This is a genomic window from Actinosynnema sp. NPDC053489, from assembly GCF_044544865.1.
Lineage (GTDB): Bacteria > Actinomycetota > Actinomycetes > Mycobacteriales > Pseudonocardiaceae > Actinosynnema.
In genome coordinates this window covers 388,974-408,359 of the sequence record NZ_JBITXT010000002.1, presented here as the reverse complement: position 1 = coordinate 408,359, position 19,386 = coordinate 388,974, and the positions used below count along the sequence as shown (strand labels likewise).

The window sequence follows — 19,386 nt, the reverse complement described above, 5'->3', positions numbered from 1 at the left end:
TCCGGAGAACGAGGCGCACCGGACCGGGGTTCCCCCGACGGTCAGAACACCTCCGGGCAGTGAGGCTCACGATCACCCGAAAAGGCATGTGAGAGGGCCTTGAGCGCACCCTCGGTGACCTCACTCACCCGTTGTGCCCGGGCCAGGGTCGTCAACTTCGTCCCGCCGAGGTACGCGGCACCCAACGCCTGCACGTCCAGCACCACGTCAGGCGCGTCGTCCACCCGCTGCACGGTCGCCACGCCGTCCTTCACCGCGAACCGCCACCGGCCCGCGTTCCAGGGGCAGAACCCGTCCGCCACCTCCAGCACGACGTCCACGTCCGAGCCGTAGCGGCGCTGCGCGAGCGCGCGGTCGACGTCCACGACCCGCACCCACAGCGAGTCCGACCGGCCGCGCAACGCCAGCCGCGAGTCCTCCAGCAGGTGGACCACGGGGTCGTCGGCCGCCGTGTACGACTTCAGCTCGCCCACCATGTCGAGGTCCAGCAGGTACCGGTAGAGCGCCGCGTACGCCTCGTCCGTGCGCGCCGCGATCTCCCGCAGGTGCAGCTCGTTGCGCGGACCGCGCTCCTGCCAGTCCGGCTTGACGCGGTAGACCGCGTAACCCTCGGGGTGCAGCGCGAAGCGGTAGGCGGTCAGCCCGTCGCGGTCGTGCTCGGCGTCGGCGAACTGGTGGTCCCAGGCGGCGTCCGTGCGGCTCAACCAGCCCGTCCGACCCGGCCGCACGTCCTCGTAGACCGCCCTGGCGAACGGCATCGCCTCCTCGCGCGGCACCTCCCGCACCCGGTCCTCGCCGACCGACGCCCCGGGGTGGAACCGCGCGCCCCGCGGGATCTCCAGCCGGGTGAACTCCGCCGCGAGGCCGTACCCGAACCGGGGGTAGATCGCCGCTTCCGACGCCCACAGCGCGGCGATCGCCTCGCGTCCCTCCTCGTGCAGGCCGTGCAGCTGGGCCCGCATCACGCGCGTGAGCACGCCGCGGCGGCGGTGACCCGGCAGCACGGCCACCCCCGTGACCGCCGCGACGGGGTGCGGACCCGCGCCCGGCAGCGTGATGTCGCGGGTCTGGATGCCGCCACCGCCGATCAGCTCGTCGCCGTCGAACACCCCGCGGTGCCGTTCGGGCTCGAACAGGCCGCGCCACCGTTCGAGCCGGTCTTCCGCGCTGTCCAACAGGAACGCCGAGTTGACGACCCGCTGGAAGGGCGCGAGTTCGTCCGCGGTGAGGGTGCGGAGGGTGAGCGTCATGGTCCGTTCATACGCCGGTCGCCGGTAGGGCGCGACGCGGACCAGGGGGTCGCGGCGCGGTGGGGCGGTGCGCGATGCTGCGCGGATGGACGCCCACACGTTGGCCGACGCGCTGCGCGTCGAAGCCGAAGCGCTGGCGGTCGCCGCCGAACGCGCGCCACTCGACCGCGACGTGCCGGCGTGCCCGGGGATGACGGTCCGCGACCTGGTCGCGCACGTCGGCTCGATCCACCGCCTGGTGCCGCGCTGGATCGCCGACGGCGGTCGCCCGGCTGGGTGGGAGTGCTCGCCGGACGACGACCTGATCGCCTGGTACCGGGCCGGGGTGGTGGCGCTGCTCGCGGTGCTGGACCCGTCCCGTGCCGCCTCGCCCGCGGCCACGTGGTGCCCGTGGGACGGGACGCTCGTGTTCTGGGTGCGGCGGATGGCGCACGAGACGGCGGTGCACCGGGTGGACGCGCAGGCCGCGACCGGTGCGGCGGCGCCGTTGGCGGACGGGCTGGCGGCGGACGGCATCGACGAGGTGCTGCGGTTGTGGCTGGGCTGCCACCAGCCGCCCGGCGCGCACACGTCGGGGCGGGCCGTGACGCTGCGCGTGCCGGGCCGGGAGTGGACCGTGGCGCTGCACGAGGGGGTGGTCGACTACCGCGCGTCGGCCGGGGCGGCGGCCGTGGTCAGCGGCACGCCGTCCGCCGTGGACCTGTGGTTGTGGGGGAGGGCGGGGGAGGAGCACGTGTCGGTGGAGGGGGATGTCGCGGTGGTGCGCGCGCTGCGCGCCGCCGTCGCCGCCGCGACGCAGTGATCCGGAGGGGGTCGGGGGCGCACACTGTGCGCGTGGCGAAGCTGCGCGTGATCCTGAGGTGCCTGGTGTCGTTCACCATCGGCGTCCTCATGGTGGTGCTCGCGATCCGCTTCGGCGAGGCGCTGTGGCGTGCCGTGGCGCGCTACTGAGCCGGGCTGACGAAGCAGAACTCGTTGCCCGCCGGGTCGAGCATGACCTGGAAGCTGCCCTGCTCGTCGGTCCGCACGTCACCCCGCGGCGTCGCCCCGAGCGCGACAGCGGCGCTCCTCGCGGCGGCCAGGTCGTCCACGGCCACGTCGAGGTGGAGCCGGTTCTTCACCGCCTTGGGTTCGGGCACGGGTTGGAAGGAGATCCGGGGCCACCCGGGCGGGACGACGTGCGCCCACCCGTGCGCGCGTTCGACGGGTTCGCCGCCGAGGAGGCCGGCCCAGAAGCGCACGAGACGTGCCGGTTCGAGGCAATCCACGACGATCTGGTTCAACCGCATGATCCCATGATGAGCCGCCCGGGAAAGGCACGGGACATCGGCCCGGGAAAACAGGCGCCGCAACCTTCGAGGAATTCGGCTCCCTGACCCCTCCTGCGCCCACCACCTGCGGATTCACCGCGTTTTCGGGTTGCGGGAAGCGCCCAGGCCCTACCCTTGCTTCCCGCAACCGCGCGACGAGTCCGCACGTGCCAGAGGGTTGTCGGCAACAACTCGTCGCCGGGAGCATAAAGCCCTGCGAACCAGGACGGTCAAGCCGACGGGCATCCCCGAAAGCGTGAATCGCACTCGACGACATCCCGTCGGGGCAACGAATTCCGCCGATCCCCGCGGCTTCCGCACTACGGCGTGGGATCGCTTCCACGGAGTTCGGCCAGTCACTCGGCCAACTGCTCCGGGCCGTGCAGGTGCTCCCCGCCCGGCCCACCGGTCGACCTCGTCCCAACTGGCCGCACCGCTCAACAACCGCCCGAACTGCCGCTCGACATCAGCGCGCGAAGGTGGCTCCAACCCCCTGCCGCGGAGTACGACCGTCGGCACCGGGGACGTGTCACAAACCGTCCACTGAGGACGCCCGGCGGGATGTCGACCCGCGGGGGAGGAAGAGAGCGGGTGACGGGAATCGAACCCGCATGACCAGCTTGGAAGGCTGGGGCTCTACCATTGAGCTACACCCGCACCGCACCCACCGGGGTGGGCGCGTGGTCAGCTTAGCCGGTCGCGATAGGCTTGGGTGGACCGGGGCGTGGCGCAGTTTGGTAGCGCACCCGCTTTGGGAGCGGGGGGTCGCAGGTTCAAATCCTGTCGCCCCGACGGTCGCCCTGGCCGGCCTCCGGTTGGTCAGGGCCCTCCCGCGGGTAGTCCCCGCCCATGACGACGACACCGTTCGAGCCCGACCCCGGGTTCGGCGAGCCCCGCATCGCCGCCGCCGACCCCGGCCAGGGCGCACCCGATCCCGCCACCGGCTTCGGCGTGGAGGGCGAAGAGCCCGACGGCACCGACGACAAGCCCGGGGGCGACCCCGAGGGCGACTAGGCCCCCAGGTCGTTCACCGCGGTGGAGATGGTGGCCGCCTGGCGTTCCAGCTCGACGTCCGACGTCGACTCGTCGACACCGCGGCCCAGCAGCTCCGCCCTCGACAGCAGCAGCAGCGCACCGCGGTACGGGTCTGTGTCGAGGTCGTCCACCTGGACGACCTCGACCCGGCCCTCCACCTGGACCAGGGTCGGGTCCGGCAGGTCCGAGGTGAGCAGGGCTCGCAGGTCACTCGCCTTCACGGTCATGCGTTCGTCCTACCCGGCACCCGGGAAGCGAAACGCGGGCCGTTCTTGAGCACGCCCGCGCCCGGGTGCTCAAGAACGGCTCCCCCAGTGTCAAGCAGGCGTCGCCACCTGCTCGCTGACCACCTGCGCCGCCGCCGACACGAGTGCCGTCACCGACGGGTTGGTGGAGTTGTCCTGCCGCCACGCGAACTGGGTGTACACCCGGAACGGGGGCACCCAGGGCAGCCGGCAGAGCCTGCCGTCGGCGAGCTCAGCCGCGACCGTCACCTCGGGGACGAGCGAGATCCCCAGACCCGAGGCGACCGCCCGCTTGGCGGCGTCGATGGAGTCCAGCGCGAGCACCGGCGACTTCGACTCCGCTTCCTGGAGCCCCAGCGCCTGCTCGAACTGCTCGTAGTAGCTGGCACCGTTCTCGGCCCGGATGAGCGTGCTGCCCCGCAGCTCGTCCTCGGTGATTACCGAACGCCTGGTCAGGGCGTGGGTCGGGCCGGCGACCATGACCAGCGGCTCCGGGCACAGCACCGTCGTCTCCAACCCCTCGCGGGGCTCCACGGAGCCGATGAAGAAGGTGCAGTCCAGCCGCCCCTCACGCACCGAGGTCAGGTTCGCCTGGGTGTTGCGCGAGTGGAGTGAGATCTGGACGCTCGGGTACCGCCAGCACATGTACTCGATCAGTGGTAGCAGACGGTAGTCGGTCAGGCTCTGTGCGCTGCCGATGACCAGCTTGCCGTGCGGCTCGCCGTTCATCGTGATGGCTTTCCTGGCCTTGTCGGTCAGGGTGATGATGTTCCGGGCGAAAGGCAACAGCTCGACACCGGCAGAGGTCATCTGGATGCCGCGCGGAAGTCGCCGGAACAGCGGCACGCCGAGGGTCTCTTCGAGTGCCTTGATCCGAGTGGTTATAGTGGGTTGTGAGCAATTCAGCGTGGCGGCTGCCTTGGTGAAGCTGCCCGTTTGAACCACAGTTGTGAACGCCAAAAGCTGACGCGTCTCCATGGAGCTCCCCAACGGTGCGTTTAAGTGGTCCACGATGAGGTCGACAGGGGACGGCATCGTGATCTCTCGTACGTGGCGGCAGTCGATCTGGCTGCGCTTCCGCGAGCGCGTGGCCAGTGGTTGATCAACATCGCCGCGCTACCGCGAGGGGTGGGACGCGGTGTCCGGCAAGTGGTCCCGAGGTCCGTCGGACCCCGAAGTCACAGCCGGCGCCCTGAGACGGTCCTGGTTTAGTGTTCGGCAGCGGCGGAATGGATCTCATGGGGTCATCGGCACCTTGTCTGGTAGGTGGTTAAAGAGCTCGATGACATTGTCTCGCTCGTTCCTGTCGGTCCCGGTTGCCGGTTGCGTCCGCTGCTGACCCCCCAGAACGTCCGGCAACCTGAATTATCGCTGGTCCAACATGCGGATCCGGGCGTCACGCTACCTGAAACCCACACTAATGGACTACGGCGGTTGGAGTCATCTCGACCCGTGAAACTTTTCCGTCGAGCGCTACTCCAAACGGCCTCAATTCACTCTTTGTGGTGAACCTCCCCTCGCAGGCGGTTGCCGACTGTTAGTCGTCTCTACGGCATACGTGTTACACGACCTCGCGGTGACCTCGCTCGGTGATGACGCGCTCCGCCGTGGTCACGGCTCCCAGTGCCACTCGAACGGCCTAACGGATCGCCCTGTCGATCGACCGTTGGGCGGCATAGGTACCACCGATCCGCCTCTGGCGAAGCCGCGAAAATGCGGTCTCACTGCCCGGTCACCGTGCGTCGGGACCCTCGCGAACCGCCCGCCCGCCCCCGGTCACACCGTCGCGGCGCACCGCCGAAGGCGGGTTAGGAACCAGCGTTGTGATTTTCACCGCCCCCGCCGGAGGCTCGGAGGGGCGGCGCGGACAGCCCCGTCCAGCGACACGGACGGGTGATCCGAACGGGCGTGATTCCACGCATATCAGGAATTCCCGAAGTGTCCCTGTTAAGTGATTCCCGCCGACGGGGTATTGCCCGGACATTGGCCCCGGCGGTCCCGTCACGCCCGGTTGCGGCACCCGGAGCCGGGGTGCTAGCGCCACGCCGTCGGCCGACCGCCTAGACTCAGGCGGAATCCCGGCGCGCCCCGACGCGTTCCCGGGGTGTTCCGCACGTCCTGCCCGTTACGAGGAGACCACGTTGAAGAGCACCGTCGAGCACCTGAGCCCGACGCGGGTCCGGATCAACGTCGAGGTGCCGTTCGACGAGCTCAAGTCGGACTTCGACCGCGCGTACCGCAAGCTGGCCAAGCAGGTCCGCATCCCCGGCTTCCGCCCCGGCAAGGCACCCGCCCGCGTGCTGGAGAGCCGCATCGGCCGCGCGCCCGTGCTGGACGAGGTCGTCCAGGAGGCCATCCCGGCCAAGTACCTGGAGGCCGTCAATTCCGGTGAGCTGCGCACCCTGGGCCGCCCCGACTTCGAGGTGACCAAGATCGAGGACGGCGAGTCCCTCGCGTTCACCGCCGAGGTCGACGTCCGCCCCGAGATCACCGTCCCCGCCTTCGGCGAGCTGTCCGTCACCGTCGACGACCAGGAGGTCACCGACGAGGACGTGGAGACCCAGCTGGACGAGCTGCGCGCCCGGTTCGCGACCCTCACCGGCGTCAAGCGCCCGGCCGAGAACGGCGACTTCGTCGTGGTCGACCTGTCGGCGACCGTGGACGGCGAGGAGGTCGAGGAGGCCAAGACCACCGGCCTGTCCTACGAGATCGGCTCCGGTCAGCTCGTGGAGGGCATCGACGAGGCCCTCATCGGCGCCGCCGAGGGCGAGTCGAAGCAGTTCACGACCACCCTGGTCGCCGGCGAGCACGCGGGCCGCGACGCCGAGGTCACCGTGGTGGTGAACTCGGTCAAGGAGCGCCAGCTCCCCGAGCTGGACGACGAGTTCGCCCAGCTCGCGAGCGAGTTCGACACGCTGGACGAGCTGAAGGCCGACCTGCGCACCCGCCTGGGCCGCGTGAAGAAGATGCAGCAGGGCGTGCAGGCCCGGGACAAGGTGCTGGAGGCGCTGCTGGCCAGCGTCGAGGTGCCGCTGCCCGAGGCCGTCGTGCAGAGCGAGGTCGAGGCGCGGGCGCACGACGCCATCCACGCCCTGGACCACGACGAGGCCCGCTTCGCGGAGTGGCTGGCCGAGCAGGGCCAGACCCAGGAGCAGTTCGACGCCGAGGTGCGCGAGGCCTCCGAGCAGGCGGTCAAGACGCAGCTCGTGCTCGACGCCATCGCCGACGCCGAGCAGCTCAACGTGACCGACGCGGAGCTGACCGAGCGGATCATCTACCAGGCGCAGCGGTTCGGCATCAGCCCGGACGAGTACGTCAAGCGGGCCCAGCAGTCGGGCCAGCTCGGCGCGATCTTCGCCGACGTGCGCCGCGGCAAGGCGCTGGCGTCGGTCGTGCGCCAGGCCACGGTGACCGACGCGGCGGGCAACGAGCTGGACCTCGACGAGCTCTTCGGCGAGGTCAAGCCCGCCGAGGAACCCGCGAACGCGGAGTGAAGCCCTGAGCGAACGCGGGCGGTGTCGGGACGTCGACGCCGCCCGCCTTCGTTAAGGTCGTTGCTACGAGACTCTTTTCGCACAGCAAGTCGGCACAGTAAGGCAGGCAGACGTGACGCAGCACTCTTTCTCGGAGCCCGTGATGCGAGCGGCCTCGGGGATGAACCTCAACGACTCGGTCTACGAGCGTCTGCTCCGCGAGCGGATCATCGTCCTGGGCACGCAGGTCGAAGAGAACATCGCCAACCAGATCGTGGCCCAGCTCCTCCTCCTCGCCGCCGAAGACCCGGAGAAGGACATCACCTTCTACATCAACTCGCCCGGCGGCTCCGTGACCGCGGGCATGGCGATCTTCGACACGATGCAGCTGATCGAGCCGGACGTGGCCACCTACGCCATGGGCCTGGCCGCGTCGATGGGGCAGTTCCTGCTCTCCGCGGGCGCCCCCGGCAAGCGGCACGCCCTCCCGCACGCGCGCATCCTCATGCACCAGCCCTCCGCCGGCGTCGGCGGCACGGCCGCGGACATCGCCATCCAGGCGGACATGCTCACCCGCACCAAGCACGAGATGGCCGAGCTGATCGCCCAGCACACCGGTCAGCCGGTCGAGCGCATCATCGCCGACTCCGACCGCGACCGCTGGTTCAACGCCCAGGAAGCCCTGGAGTACGGCTTCGTGGACAAGGTGATCACCCGCGCCAGCCAGGCGTCGACCAACTGACCGCGACCAGAGCACCAGCCACCAGGAGACCTGAAGTGAGCCAGTTCCACGCGCCGCAGTCCCGGTACGTGCTCCCGTCGTTCGTCGAGCGGACGAGCTACGGCATCAAGGAGTCCAACCCGTACAACAAGCTGTTCGAGGAGCGCATCATCTTCCTCGGCGTGCAGGTGGACGACGCGTCGGCCAACGACGTGATGGCCCAGCTGCTCGTGCTGGAGTCGGAGGACCCCGACCGCGACATCCTGATGTACATCAACTCGCCGGGTGGCTCGTTCACCTCGCTGATGGCCATCTACGACACCATGCAGTTCGTCCGCCCCGACATCCAGACCTACTGCCTGGGCCAGGCGGCCTCGGCGGCGGCCGTGCTGCTCGCGGCGGGCACCCCCGGCAAGCGGCACGCGCTGCCCAACGCCCGGATCCTGATCCACCAGCCGGCCACCGAGGGCGTCTACGGGCAGGTCTCCGACCTGGAGATCCAGTCCAACGAGATCCAGCGCGTGCGCCGCCTGCTGGAGACCACGCTCGCCAAGCACACCAGCCGCACGCCGGAGCAGGTGCGCCAGGACATCGAGCGCGACAAGATCCTCACCGCCGATGAGGCCAAGGCCTACGGCATCGTCGACAGCGTGCTGCCGTACCGGAAGCTCTCGGCGAAGTAAGTCGCGGCGTGGTGCCCGACACGCCGAGCCGACCAGGGGTCCTGCCCGGTTCGGCGTGTCGGGGGCACGCTGGTCCTCCCGCACAGGCGGGTAGGGCAGGTACCGTCGAGGGGAACGGGCGGATCCCGCGCCCAGCGGGCACCCGCCACATCAGCAGTCAGGCGCACTTCACCAGGTCGTGCGCCGGAGGGGACAGAGGTCAGCGGTCATGGCACGTATCGGTGACGGCGGCGACCTGCTGAAGTGCTCTTTCTGCGGCAAGAGCCAGAAGCAGGTGAAAAAACTCATCGCCGGACCGGGTGTCTACATCTGCGATGAGTGCATCGACCTCTGCAACGAGATCATCGAGGAAGAGCTCGCGGAGGCAGGCGACGTCAAGCTCGACGAGCTGCCCAAGCCCGCCGAGATCCACGAGTTCCTCGACCAGTACGTGATCGGCCAGAACGAGGCCAAGCGGACGCTCTCGGTGGCGGTCTACAACCACTACAAGCGCATCCAGGCAGGTGACCGCGGGCGCGAGGGCCGCGACGACGGCGTCGAGCTCGCCAAGTCGAACATCCTCATGCTCGGGCCGACCGGGTGCGGCAAGACCTACCTGGCCCAGACGCTCGCCAAGATGCTGAACGTGCCGTTCGCCATCGCGGACGCCACGGCGCTGACCGAGGCGGGCTACGTGGGCGAGGACGTGGAGAACATCCTTCTCAAGCTCATCCAGGCGGCGGACTACGACGTCAAGCGCGCCGAGACCGGCATCATCTACATCGACGAGGTCGACAAGATCGCTCGAAAGAGTGAAAACCCGTCGATCACGCGGGACGTGTCGGGCGAGGGCGTGCAGCAGGCGCTGCTGAAAATACTGGAGGGCACGACGGCCTCGGTGCCGCCGCAGGGTGGTCGCAAGCACCCTCACCAGGAGTTCATCCAGATCGACACGACGAACGTGCTGTTCATCGTGGCGGGCGCGTTCGCGGGCCTCGACAAGATCATCCAGGACCGGGTGGGCAAGCGCGGGCTCGGCTTCGGCGCCGAGGTGCGCACGAAGGCCGAGGTCGACGCGGCGGACTACTACGCCGAGTCGATGCCCGAGGACCTGATCAAGTTCGGGCTCATCCCGGAGTTCATCGGCCGGTTGCCGATGGTCGCCAGCGTCACGAACCTGGACAAGGACTCGCTGGTCCGCATCCTCACCGAGCCGAAGAACGCGCTGGTCAAGCAGTACCAGAAGCTGTTCGAGATGGACGGGGTGGAGCTCGAGTTCACCCGGACGGCGATGGAGGCGGTCGCGGACCAGGCGATCCTGCGGGGCACGGGCGCGCGCGGCCTGCGGGCGATCATGGAAGAGGTCCTGCTGCCGGTGATGTACGACATCCCCAGCCGCTCGGACGTCGCCAAGGTCGTCATCACGGAGCAGACCGTGAAGGAGAACGTGAACCCGACCATCGTGGCCCGGCAGCCGTCGCGCCGGGAGCGCCGCGAGAAGTCGGCCTGAGTTGTCCCTCCCGCACACGCTGATCCTGCACGGCCTGGGCGGCTCCGGGCCCGAGCACTGGCAGAACTGGCTGGCAGGCGAACTGGCCCACCACGGCGGGGTGGTGGACCTGCCCCGGTTCAGCTCGCCGGACGCGCCGCGGCTGTCGGCGTGGCTGGACGAGCTGCGGTCGCACCTGGCCGCGATGCCCGCTTCGGGTGAACGGGTGGTCGTCGCGCACTCGCTGGCCGCGCTGCTGTGGCTGCACCACGCGGCCGGGTCGTTCGACGAGTCGTTGCGGGTGGACCGCGTGCTGCTGGTCGCGCCGCCCGCCCCGGACTTCGACGGCGAACCGCTGATCGCGGAGTTCCTGCACCCCGAGGTGGGGCCGACGCTCGCGCGCAGGGCGGCGGTGTCGACCAGGCTGGTGGCGGGCGAGGGCGACCACTACTGCACGTTGGCGCAGGCCAAGGAGCTGGCCGAGGGGCTGCGGGTGGACCTGGACGTCATCGTGGGCGGTGCTCACCTGAACGTGGACGCGGGCTACGGCGAGTGGCCCGCGGTCCTGAAGTGGGTGCGCAGCGGTCGGGTGCCGCTCACCCCGCGCTGACCGTCACCCGGAAGAGACCGTCACCCGGAAGAGGGACGGCGAGGGCCCTACCTCGGGACGCGCTTGCCCAGGAAGCGGATCACGTCGGGCACGACCTTGCGGTACAGGGTGTCGTCGTGGCCGCCGGGGGTGATGGAGGCGACGGCGGGCTTGGCGGCGGCGATGAACCGCCGCGTGCCCGTGAGGAACGGGTCGCGGTCGCCCGCCCAGACGCCCACGGGCACGTCGCCCAGCTTGTCGAGGTTGCGCAGCGGGTCGAGGGCGGCCCACTGGTCCGGGCCGCTGAACGCGCGGCGCTTGGCCATCTCCGCCCAGTCGGTGAGCAGGGCGGGCGCGATGGCGGCGACGGCCCTGGCGGGCTCACGGCGCTCGGCGCGCCTGCGGGCGTAGAGCAGCGCGCCGAAGCCGCCCATCGACACGCCGGTGCAGGCGAACGGGGCGCCGAAGCCGCGTTCGGCCAGCCAGGCGGGCACCTCGTCGAGCAGCATGGCCATGGGGTCGTCGCCCGGCACGTTCTCGTGCCAGTAGTGGTCGTCGCCGTCCACGGACACGAAGCCGAACGGCGGCACCTGGCCGCGGGCGACGGCGGCGACCAGCGCCTCGGCCGTGCCGCCCGGCGCGGCCTGGCGGGCGTTGCCCCGGCGGCCGTGCAGCAGGACCGACATGGGCAGGCCCCGGGTCGGGACGCCCGGCGGGACCATCGTGAGCAGGTCGACGTCACGGCCCCGGCAGCGGGAGCGGACGCGCTCGACGGTGACGACGGCCCGCCGCACGGTCGGCACCGGTCCCGCGACGCCCAGCGCGTGCCTCAGCGCCTCGCCGAAGGGCGCGTCGCCGTGCAGCGCGGCGGTCGCGCCCGTGGCCGCGAGGGCGCCACCGCCCAGCGCGGCGAGCACCGTTCGCCTGGTGACCATGGCCATCCCCCTCGACGCAGCCCTTCCACCACATCGCCTCGAGCGTGACCGGTGTTTCCTCAGATCGCCGAACGGGCTCGCAGGTCCGCGATCCGCTCCGGCGGGTAGCCGAGGTCGCGCAGGACGTGGTCGGTGTGCTCGCCGAGGGCGGGCACGGGTTCGGGCGCCCACCCCCAGGCGGTGGAGTCGACCGGTGGGCGCAGCGCGGTGACGCCGCCGCCGGGCACCGGGACGGTCGTGCGGCGGTCGCGGGCGGTGAGCTGGGGGTGTTCCGGCAGGTCGGCGACGCTGCGGGTGAGGGCGGCGGGCACGTCGGCGTCGTCCAGCGCCCGCAGGAGGCCCTCGGTGGTCCAGGCGGTGAAGTCCAGCTCGGCGTGCAGGGCCGGCCGGTGGGCCACGCGGGAGGCGACGGTGGTGAAGCGGGGGTCCTCGGCGAGGTCGGGGCGGTCGAGCAGCCGGCAGAGGCGACGCCACTGCGGGTCGTTCTGCACGGCCAGGTGCACGGTGCCGTCCGCGCACGGGAACGGGCCGTACGGGGCGATGCTCGGGTGGTGCGCGCCCGTGCGCGGCGCGGCCCGACCGGTGCCCGCCGCGTACAGCATCGGCTGGTGCATCCACTCGGCCATGGCCTCGAAGAGGGTGAGCCGCAGCGTCGCCCCCTCGCCGGTGCGGGAGCGGTGCAGCAGGGCGGCCAGCACGGCGGCGTGCAGCTGCACGCCCGCGGCGATGTCGGCCACCGAGATGCCGGCGCGGGCGGTGACGTCGTCCTGGCCGGTGAGGGCGATGAGGCCCGCCTCGGACTGCACCAGGGCGTCGAACGCCTTGCGGGTCGCGTACGGGCCGGGGTCGCCGTACCCGGACAGCTCCCCGACCACGAGCTCGGGCTTGGTCCGGCGCAGCGAGTCGGCGTCCACACCCAGTCGACGCGCGGCGGCGGGTGAGAGGTTGCACAGCACCACGTCGGCGGCGGCGACCAGGTCCCGCACGACCTCCCCGGCGGCCGGGTGCTTGAGGTCGAGCGCGAGGGACTGCTTGCCGGCGTTCGCCCAGGCGAAGTACGAGGACACCTCGCCGCACGCGGAGTCGTAGTGGCGGGCGAAGTCGCCCCCGCCCGGCCGCTCCACCTTGATCACGCGGGCGCCGAGGTCGGCCAGCAGGCGGGTGGCGTAGGGGACGGCGACGGCCTGTTCGAGGCTGAGGACGGTCACGCCGTCCAGCGGTCTCATGCGGTGACCCGGTGGTGGCCCGTGTAGACGTTCATCGAGTCGCCGCGCAGGAAGCCCACGAGGGTGATGCCCTGCTCCTCGGCCAGGTCGGCGGCCAGGGAGGACGGGGCGGAGACGGCGGACAGCACCGGGATGCCCGCCATGGCGGCCTTCTGCACGAGCTCGAACGACGCCCGGCCGGACACCATGAGCACGACGCCGGCCAGCGGCACCCTGCCGTTCAGCACGGCCCAGCCGACGACCTTGTCCACCGCGTTGTGCCTGCCCACGTCCTCGCGGACGACGAGGGCCTCGCCGGAGGTGGTGAAGAGGCCCGCCGCGTGCAGGCCGCCGGTGGCGGTGAAGACCTTCTGGCGCGCCCGCAGGGCGTCCGGGAGGCCCGCGAGGACGTCCACGTCGACGGTGGCGGCGTCGGCGGCGGGGGAGTGGGCGGTCTTCAGCTTGACCGCGTCGAGGGCCGCCTTGCCGCACACGCCGCACGACGAGGTGGTGTAGAAGTTGCGCTCCACGCCCGGGTCGGGTGGCGCGACGCCGGCGGCGAGGGTCACGTCGAGCACGTTGTAGGTGTTGCGGCCGTCCGGCCCGGCGCCTTCGCAGAAGCGGGCGACCGAGACGTCCTCCAGGCCGGTGATGACGCCCTCGCCGAGCAGGAAGCCGTGCGCCAGCTCCACGTCGTGGCCGGGCGTCCGCATCGTCACGGTCAGCGGCTTGCCGCCCACCCGCAGCTCCATCGGCTCCTCAGCGGCCAGCGCGTCCACCCGTTTGCGGGACGTCCGCCGCGCATACGTGACCACTGGACGACGCACGGTGACCCGTCCCATCGCGACTCCTCCTCCAAGTACCCGCGAACCACCCACCAGGTTACGGACGTGGCCGACAGCGGGTCGCCGAACAGCGGCCACCGGCCACCGCGACCACTGGCTAGAGTCGGCCGGGTGGATACCTACGACGTGGTGGTGGTCGGCGGCGGGCACAACGCGCTGGTGGCGGCCGCCTACCTGGCACGGGCGGGCCGCACGGTGCTGGTGCTGGAGAAGCTGGACCACGTCGGCGGCGCGGCCGTGAGCGAGGAGGCGTTCCCGGGGGTCCCGGCGCGGCTGTCGCGGTACTCGTACCTGGTCAGCCTGCTGCCGGACCGGATCGTGGCGGACCTGGGGCTGCGGGTGGCGTTGCGGTCGCGCTCGGTGTCCTCCTACACCCCGGCTGGTGACCTGCTGGTCGAGCGCGCGCCCGGCGAGGCCACGGCGGCGTCGTTCCGGGCGTTGACGGGCTCGGACGTCGAGTGGGAGCGGTGGCGTCGCTGGTACGACGACCTGGAGGTGCTCGCCGAGGCGTTGTCGCCGACGCTGCTGGAGCCCCTGGTGTCGCGCAAGCACGCGCGGGTGCACGTGGACGCCGTGGCGCGGACGCGGTTGTGGGACCAGGTCGTGGAACGGCCGATCGGCGAGACGCTGGAGGAGCTGTTCGCCGACGACGTGGTGCGCGGGGTCGTGGCCACGGACGCGTTGATCGGCACGCACGCGTCGCTGCACGACCTGAAGGCCAACCGCTGCTTCCTCTACCACGTGATCGGCAACGGCACGGGCGAGTGGCAGGTGCCCGCGGGCGGCATGGGCTCGGTGACCGGCGAGCTGCTGCGGGTGGCGCGCGAGGCGGGCGCCGAGGTCGTGACGCGGGCCGAGGTGACCAGGGTGGACGCGGACGGCGCGGAGGCGGAGGTCGAGTACGACGGGCGGGTCGTGGGCGCGCGGTTCGTGCTGTCCGGCGTCGCCCCGTCCACACTGGACCGGCTGCGGGGCCGTCCGGCGGCACCGGTCGCCGAGGGCTGCCAGGTGAAGGTGAACATGCTGCTGGAACGGCTGCCGCGGTTCCGCAGCGGCGTGGACCCGCGGGTGGCGTTCGCCGGCACGCTGCACGTGGACGAGTCGTACGGGCAGCTGGAGGCCGCGTACCGGGAGAGCGCGGCCGGGCGGGTGCCGTCGGTGCTGCCCGCGGAGATGTACTGCCACACGCTGACCGACCCGTCGATCCTCGCGCCGGAGCTGGTGGAACGGGGCTGGCACACGTTGACGCTGTTCGGCCTGCACACGCCGGCGGCGTTGTTCGAGCCGGACAACGACGGGCTGCGCGACGCGCTGGTCGGCCGCTACCTGGCCGGGTTGAACGCCCACCTGGTGGAGCCGGTCGAGTCCTGCCTGGCGAAGGACGCCGACGGCCGGCCGTGCCTGGAGGTCCGCACGCCGCTGGACCTGGAAGCCGAACTCGGCCTGCCGCGCGGCAACATCTTCCACGGCGAGCTGGCCTGGCCGTTCGCCGAGCAGGAGGACGAGGTGGGCCGCTGGGGCGTGGAGACCGACGTGGCGAACCTGTTCGTCTGCGGCGCGGGCGCCCGGCGCGGCGGCGGGGTCAGCGGGATCGGCGGCCACAACGCGGCGATGGCCGTGCTGGAGCGGTGAGGCCGTCCCGGAGCGGTGAGGCAGTGCCTGAGCGGCGCGGCGAGGTCCTGGAGCGGTGAGGCGCGGCCTCAGAGGCCGGCGAACAGCGTGTCGACCAGCCGCTGGGCCCGGTCGGCGGTGGCGCCCGTGGTCACGGTGATCGCAACCGCGCCCGCGCGGGCGGCGACGGCGGTCAGCACGACCTCGCCCGTGACGGCCGTGGCGCGGTAGCCCTCGTCGTGGAAGCCGGGCAGGTCGGTGACCTGGCCGTGCTCCTCGCGACCCCTGGCGAACGACGCCGCGTCCGCGCCGGTCTCGAAGCGGACCTCGGTGGTGCCGCCCTCGTAGGCGCAGCGCACGACGTTGCCCGCGATCGTCTGACGCGGGTGGTTGAGCCGCTGGCCCAGCGCCGTGCCGACCACGTCCGCGGGTGCGGCCGCGCAGGTCAGGACCGTCGAACCGGCCACCGCGGAGGAGGGCGGCGGCCCGGCGGCGGGCGGGTCGGCGGGTGGGCCGGTGCACGCGCAGAGCGCGAACAGCGCCACGACGGGCACGGTCCTCATCACGTGCGTGGGTTCGCCCGAACGGCCTCCGGCGTTACGCGGTCAGTCGACGACCCGCTCCAGCCGCACCACGATCGACTTGGACGTCGGCGTGCCGGACACGGTGGCCGTGGAGTCCAGCGGCACCAGCGCGTTCGCCTCCGGGAAGTACGCCGCCGCGCAGCCGCGCGCGGTCGGGTAGGACACCACCCGGAACCGCTCGGCACGCCGCTCGGTCACGCCCGTCGGGTCGTCGGGCCACTCGCTGACCAGGTCCACGTGCTGCCCGTCGAGCAGGTCGAGCACGTCGAGGTCCTCGGGGCTGACGAACACGACCCGCCGGCCGTCCTTCACGCCCCGGTAGCGGTCGTCCAGGCCGTAGATCGTGGTGTTGAACTGGTCGTGGCTGCGGATGGTCTGCAGCAGCAGCCGACCCGGCGGCACCCGCAGCACGGTCAGGTCCTCGACCGCGAAGTGCGCCTTGCCCGACCGGGTGCCGGTGAACTCGCGGGCATCGCGCGGTGCGTGCGGCAGCACGAAGCCGTCCGGGCGGCGCACCCGGGCGTTGTAGTCGGCGCAGCCGGGCACCACCCGCGCGATCCGGTCGCGGATCAGGTCGTAGTCCTTCTCGAACTCCTCCCACGGCACCGGGTGGTCGGGGCCCAGCACGGCCCGCGCCAGCCGGCACACGATGGACACCTCCGACAGCAGCCGGTCACTGGCGGGCGCGTGCCGGCCGCGCGAGCGGTGCACCACCGACATCGAGTCCTCGACCGTCACGAACTGCTCGCCGGTGTGCTGGACGTCGCTCTCGGTGCGGCCCAGCGTGGGCAGGATCAGCGCCGTGCGGCCGTGCACGACGTGCGACCGGTTCAGCTTGGTCGACACGTGCACGGTCAGGTCCAGCCCGCGCATGGCCGCCTCGGTCACCGCCGTGTCCGGGGTGGCCGCGACGAAGTTGCCGCCGACGGCGAAGAACACCTTCGCCGCGCCGTCGCGCATCGCCCGGATCGACGCCACCGTGTCGAGGCCGTGCTCGCGCGGCACCTCGATGCCGAACTCGGCCTCCAGCGCCGACAGGAACTCCTCCGGCATCTTCTCCCAGATGCCCATGGTCCGGTCGCCCTGCACGTTCGAGTGGCCGCGCACCGGGCACAGCCCCGCGCCGGGCTTGCCGATCATGCCGCGCAGCAGCGCCACGTTCGCGATCTCGCGGATCGTCGGCACGGAGTGCTTGTGCTGCGTCAACCCCATGGCCCAGCAGAAGATCGTGCGCCGGGACTCCGCCAGCGCCCGCGCGAACCCCTCCACCTGCGCGCGGGGCAGGCCGGTGGCCGCGTCGACCGACTCCCAGTCCAGCCGCCGCACGTGCTCGGCGTACTCGGCGAACCCGTCGGTGAAGCCCTCCACGAACTCGCGGTCCACCGCGTCCCACGACAGCAGCAGGTTGCCCGCGGCCTGGAACAGCGCCTGGTCGCCGCCCAGCCGGATCTGCAGGAACTCGTCGGCCAGCTTGGTGCCCGCGCCCACCAGCCCGCGGGCGTTCTGCGGGTTCTTGAACCGCAGCAACCCCGCCTCCGGCAGCGGGTTCACCGCCACGATCCTCGCGCCGCCCCGCTTGGCCTCCTCCAGCGCCGAGAGCATCCGCGGGTGGTTCGTGCCCGGGTTCTGCCCCACCACCACGATCAGGTCCGCGCGGGCGAAGTCGTCGATGCTCACCGAGCCCTTGCCGATGCCCGTGGTCTCCGACAGCGCCGCGCCCGAGGACTCGTGGCACATGTTCGAGCAGTCGGGCAGGTTGTTCGTGCCGAAGGAGCGCACCAGCAGCTGGTACAGGAACGCGGCCTCGTTGCTGGTGCGGCCGGAGGTGTAGAAGACGGCCTCGTCCGGGCTCGCCAGGGCGTTGAGGCGTTCGGCGATGAGGTCGAACGCGTCCTGCCAGCCGATCGGCTCGTAGTTCGTCGCGCCCTCGCGCAGCACCACCGGCTCGGTGATCCGGCCCTGCTGCCCCAGCCAGTAGTCGGTCCGCCCGGCCAGCTCGGCGACCGGGTGCGCGGCGAAGAACTCCGGGCCGACCCGACGCCTGGTGCCCTCCTCGGCCACCGCCTTCGCGCCGTTCTCGCAGAACTCCGCCAGCTTGCGGTGCCCCTGCGGCTCCGGCCACGCGCACCCCGGGCAGTCGAACCCCTCCCGCTGGTTGAGCAGCTTCAACGCGGTCACCGTGCGGGTCACGCCCATCTGCTCGACCCCGCGCTTGAGCGACACGGCCACGCCGGGGATGCCCGCCGCCCACCGCTTGGGCTCGCTCACGTCGAGCTGCGACTCGTCGATGTCCTGCCGGGGAGGGGTGCGGTCCATAACCCCATAGTGTGCCGCCGGCGCGCCCCGCGCGAGCGCGCCGGCGGTCTGTCCGATCGCCGGTCGCGCCGACCGCCGGCACGGGCCCCAAGGGGTTGTGAACGGCCCGTGCGCCGGCGTCATCACCTGCGACGACCCCGGTGATCACGCTCATTGTGAGCGGCATCACGTTGGTGCGAATCGGCCGACCGGGTGACCTAGTCGGGGCAGCCGTCGGCCGGCGACGACGGCGAGCCGAGGTCGAAGTCGAGGCCGGGCGGCAGCGACGGCTCGGAGAACGCGGGCGCCAGGAACCCCCGCTTCGCGCTCGAACACGCGATCGAGTGAAACGAGCCCGCCGACGCGTCCGCCCACAGCCCGGTCACCCCGGGACCGCCCGAGCGCACCGAGTAGCGCACCCGGAACCGCGACGACGCCACGACGTCCAGCGGTCCCCGCACCGCCTCCGGCCGGTCCGGCGTGAACGCGTAGGCGAACGCGTAGTCCGTCCGCACCGCCAGCTCGCCCTCCGGGCCGACCTCGGCCACCATCTCGCCGCGCACCTTCGGCTCCGCCTCCGACAACCGCGCGGTCCGGTCCACCCGCGTGGCCACCAGCGCCGCCTCGCCGTCGTTGCGGCCGTCGAACAGCACCCGCAGCGACTCCCGCAGGTCCGGCGCGAACAGCCCGAAGAACGGCTCCAGGTCGTGGTCGCGCACCACCCGCCGGTCCACCCGCGCCGCGACCACCGCCTCCCGCACCCGCCGGTACGCGTCCGCGACCTGCTCGGGGGAGTACCCGCCCACCGCGACGGCCTCGGGTTCGACCACGCCCGCCGCGCCGTCGGCCCACCCCGCCGCCGACGTGCCCGCGAACGGCTCGTCGGGGTCCACCGCCGCCCGGCCCGACGGCCCGCCCGACCCCGACTCCACCACGGCCCAGCCCAGCAGCACGGCCGCCACCACGATCGCCAACCCCACCCAGAACCGCCGCGGCCGCCGCGGCAACGACCGCAGCCTCCGCAGCCGGGCCTCGCGCTCGGCCCGCCGCACGGCGTCACGCGCCCACCTGCCGTCCCGCAGGTCGGGGTGGTCCTCGATCCGGTACTCGTCCACGTTCCCCCTACTCGCCGAGCCT

The 19,386-nt window shown here is 71.9% G+C and carries 18 protein-coding genes and 2 tRNA genes; 9 read left to right on the top strand and 11 right to left on the bottom strand.

All coding sequences use genetic code 11. The features are described 5' to 3' along the window. Positions 1-41: 41 nt before the first annotated feature. Positions 42-1,250: a GNAT family N-acetyltransferase gene (locus ACIGNX_RS04955; RefSeq protein WP_396536411.1), complete on the bottom strand. Its 1,209-nt coding sequence runs from the start codon at positions 1,248-1,250 to the stop codon at positions 42-44. 85 nt (positions 1,251-1,335) lie between these two features. Here ACIGNX_RS04955 and ACIGNX_RS04950 point away from each other — a divergent pair, with 85 nt between their 5' ends. Continuing rightward, complete coding sequence (locus ACIGNX_RS04950) at positions 1,336-2,052, top strand: maleylpyruvate isomerase family mycothiol-dependent enzyme (protein WP_396536409.1); 717 nt, start codon at positions 1,336-1,338, stop codon at positions 2,050-2,052. Positions 2,053-2,194: 142 nt separating this feature from the next. Here the strand turns inward: ACIGNX_RS04950 and ACIGNX_RS04945 are convergent, their stop codons facing one another. Both ACIGNX_RS04945 and ACIGNX_RS04940 read right to left on the bottom strand, forming a co-directional pair. After that, the gene (locus ACIGNX_RS04945; protein ID WP_396536407.1) at positions 2,195-2,539 is read right to left on the bottom strand and encodes a VOC family protein; all 345 of its coding nucleotides are present in this window, start codon (positions 2,537-2,539) and stop codon (positions 2,195-2,197) included. Between the two features lie 607 nt (positions 2,540-3,146). Next, a tRNA-Gly gene (locus ACIGNX_RS04940) sits at positions 3,147-3,217 on the bottom strand. A gap of 61 nt (positions 3,218-3,278) precedes the next feature. On the opposite strand from ACIGNX_RS04940, the gene ACIGNX_RS04935 reads away from it, so the two are divergent. Both ACIGNX_RS04935 and ACIGNX_RS04930 read left to right on the top strand, forming a co-directional pair. After that, positions 3,279-3,352, top strand: a tRNA-Pro gene (locus ACIGNX_RS04935). A gap of 57 nt (positions 3,353-3,409) precedes the next feature. Next, entirely contained in the window at positions 3,410-3,574 is a 165-nt protein-coding gene (locus tag ACIGNX_RS04930) for a hypothetical protein (protein ID WP_396536405.1), read from the top strand. Here ACIGNX_RS04930 and ACIGNX_RS04925 read toward each other — a convergent pair. Then, positions 3,571-3,822 (bottom strand): hypothetical protein, encoded by a 252-nt coding sequence (locus ACIGNX_RS04925; RefSeq protein WP_396536403.1) that lies wholly within the window; start codon positions 3,820-3,822, stop codon positions 3,571-3,573. The two genes, ACIGNX_RS04930 and ACIGNX_RS04925, sit on opposite strands and share 4 nt — an antisense overlap. Before the next feature lie 90 nt (positions 3,823-3,912). Further along, positions 3,913-4,818 carry a LysR family transcriptional regulator gene (locus ACIGNX_RS04920; protein ID WP_141978685.1) on the bottom strand — a complete coding sequence of 302 codons (906 nt, stop codon included), beginning with the start codon at positions 4,816-4,818 and terminating at the stop codon, positions 3,913-3,915. Between the two features lie 1,163 nt (positions 4,819-5,981). Between ACIGNX_RS04920 and tig the strand changes: the two genes are divergently transcribed. The 5 genes from tig to ACIGNX_RS04895 all read left to right on the top strand — a co-directional run bounded on the left by tig (position 5,982) and on the right by ACIGNX_RS04895 (position 10,795). Then, positions 5,982-7,334, top strand: a complete 1,353-nt coding sequence (gene tig, locus ACIGNX_RS04915; protein ID WP_396536401.1) for a trigger factor — start codon at positions 5,982-5,984, stop codon at positions 7,332-7,334. 142 nt (positions 7,335-7,476) lie between these two features. Next, positions 7,477-8,055 carry an ATP-dependent Clp protease proteolytic subunit gene (locus tag ACIGNX_RS04910; RefSeq protein WP_396536986.1) on the top strand — a complete coding sequence of 193 codons (579 nt, stop codon included), beginning with the start codon at positions 7,477-7,479 and terminating at the stop codon, positions 8,053-8,055. 35 nt (positions 8,056-8,090) lie between these two features. After that, complete coding sequence (locus ACIGNX_RS04905; protein WP_396536399.1) at positions 8,091-8,717, top strand: ATP-dependent Clp protease proteolytic subunit; 627 nt, start codon at positions 8,091-8,093, stop codon at positions 8,715-8,717. Between the two features lie 208 nt (positions 8,718-8,925). Beyond that, positions 8,926-10,206 (top strand): ATP-dependent Clp protease ATP-binding subunit ClpX, encoded by a 1,281-nt coding sequence (gene clpX / locus ACIGNX_RS04900; protein WP_396536397.1) that lies wholly within the window; start codon positions 8,926-8,928, stop codon positions 10,204-10,206. Between the two features lies 1 nt (position 10,207). Further along, positions 10,208-10,795, top strand: a complete 588-nt coding sequence (locus ACIGNX_RS04895) for an RBBP9/YdeN family alpha/beta hydrolase (RefSeq protein ID WP_396536395.1) — start codon at positions 10,208-10,210, stop codon at positions 10,793-10,795. A 47-nt stretch (positions 10,796-10,842) separates the two neighbouring features. Here ACIGNX_RS04895 and ACIGNX_RS04890 read toward each other — a convergent pair whose 3' ends face one another. The 3 genes from ACIGNX_RS04890 to fdhD are packed head-to-tail and all read right to left on the bottom strand — an operon-like array spanning position 10,843 to position 13,756. Then, positions 10,843-11,709 (bottom strand): alpha/beta hydrolase, encoded by an 867-nt coding sequence (locus ACIGNX_RS04890; RefSeq protein WP_396536393.1) that lies wholly within the window; start codon positions 11,707-11,709, stop codon positions 10,843-10,845. 59 nt (positions 11,710-11,768) lie between these two features. Beyond that, a complete protein-coding gene (locus ACIGNX_RS04885) occupies positions 11,769-12,935 on the bottom strand; it encodes a CaiB/BaiF CoA transferase family protein (RefSeq protein ID WP_396536391.1) in 1,167 nt (388 codons plus the stop codon). After that, positions 12,932-13,756, bottom strand: a complete 825-nt coding sequence (gene fdhD / locus ACIGNX_RS04880; protein WP_396536389.1) for a formate dehydrogenase accessory sulfurtransferase FdhD — start codon at positions 13,754-13,756, stop codon at positions 12,932-12,934. The genes ACIGNX_RS04885 and fdhD overlap by 4 nt, the downstream gene beginning before the upstream one ends. Before the next feature lie 114 nt (positions 13,757-13,870). On the opposite strand from fdhD, the gene ACIGNX_RS04875 reads away from it, so the two are divergent. Beyond that, the gene (locus ACIGNX_RS04875; RefSeq protein WP_396536387.1) at positions 13,871-15,391 is read left to right on the top strand and encodes a phytoene desaturase family protein; all 1,521 of its coding nucleotides are present in this window, start codon (positions 13,871-13,873) and stop codon (positions 15,389-15,391) included. A 68-nt stretch (positions 15,392-15,459) separates the two neighbouring features. On the opposite strand, the gene ACIGNX_RS04870 is transcribed toward ACIGNX_RS04875, so the two are convergent. The 3 genes from ACIGNX_RS04870 to ACIGNX_RS04860 all read right to left on the bottom strand — a co-directional run bounded on the left by ACIGNX_RS04870 (position 15,460) and on the right by ACIGNX_RS04860 (position 19,364). Further along, positions 15,460-15,933 carry a hypothetical protein gene (locus ACIGNX_RS04870; RefSeq protein WP_396536385.1) on the bottom strand — a complete coding sequence of 158 codons (474 nt, stop codon included), beginning with the start codon at positions 15,931-15,933 and terminating at the stop codon, positions 15,460-15,462. A 42-nt stretch (positions 15,934-15,975) separates the two neighbouring features. Continuing rightward, complete coding sequence (locus tag ACIGNX_RS04865; protein ID WP_396536383.1) at positions 15,976-18,270, bottom strand: FdhF/YdeP family oxidoreductase; 2,295 nt, start codon at positions 18,268-18,270, stop codon at positions 15,976-15,978. Positions 18,271-18,467: 197 nt separating this feature from the next. Beyond that, positions 18,468-19,364, bottom strand: coding sequence for a hypothetical protein (locus ACIGNX_RS04860; protein ID WP_396536381.1), 897 nt, complete (start codon positions 19,362-19,364; stop codon positions 18,468-18,470). Between the last annotated feature and the right edge of the window lie 22 nt (positions 19,365-19,386).

Excerpts from the sequence above, each read along its gene's own strand:
- ACIGNX_RS04955 (WP_396536411.1), bottom strand. The coding sequence starts at position 1,250 with ATGACGCTCACCCTCCGCACCCTCACCGCGGACGAACTCGCGCCCTTC.
- ACIGNX_RS04950 (WP_396536409.1), top strand. The coding sequence starts at position 1,336 with ATGGACGCCCACACGTTGGCCGACGCGCTGCGCGTCGAAGCCGAAGCG.
- ACIGNX_RS04945 (WP_396536407.1), bottom strand. The coding sequence starts at position 2,539 with ATGCGGTTGAACCAGATCGTCGTGGATTGCCTCGAACCGGCACGTCTC.
- ACIGNX_RS04930 (WP_396536405.1), top strand. The coding sequence starts at position 3,410 with ATGACGACGACACCGTTCGAGCCCGACCCCGGGTTCGGCGAGCCCCGC.
- ACIGNX_RS04925 (WP_396536403.1), bottom strand. The coding sequence starts at position 3,822 with ATGACCGTGAAGGCGAGTGACCTGCGAGCCCTGCTCACCTCGGACCTG.
- ACIGNX_RS04920 (WP_141978685.1), bottom strand. The coding sequence starts at position 4,818 with ATGGAGACGCGTCAGCTTTTGGCGTTCACAACTGTGGTTCAAACGGGC.
- ACIGNX_RS04910 (WP_396536986.1), top strand. The coding sequence starts at position 7,477 with ATGCGAGCGGCCTCGGGGATGAACCTCAACGACTCGGTCTACGAGCGT.
- clpX (WP_396536397.1), top strand. The coding sequence starts at position 8,926 with ATGGCACGTATCGGTGACGGCGGCGACCTGCTGAAGTGCTCTTTCTGC.
- ACIGNX_RS04890 (WP_396536393.1), bottom strand. The coding sequence starts at position 11,709 with ATGGTCACCAGGCGAACGGTGCTCGCCGCGCTGGGCGGTGGCGCCCTC.
- ACIGNX_RS04885 (WP_396536391.1), bottom strand. The coding sequence starts at position 12,935 with ATGAGACCGCTGGACGGCGTGACCGTCCTCAGCCTCGAACAGGCCGTC.
- fdhD (WP_396536389.1), bottom strand. The coding sequence starts at position 13,756 with ATGGGACGGGTCACCGTGCGTCGTCCAGTGGTCACGTATGCGCGGCGG.
- ACIGNX_RS04870 (WP_396536385.1), bottom strand. The coding sequence starts at position 15,933 with ATGAGGACCGTGCCCGTCGTGGCGCTGTTCGCGCTCTGCGCGTGCACC.
- ACIGNX_RS04865 (WP_396536383.1), bottom strand. The coding sequence starts at position 18,270 with ATGGACCGCACCCCTCCCCGGCAGGACATCGACGAGTCGCAGCTCGAC.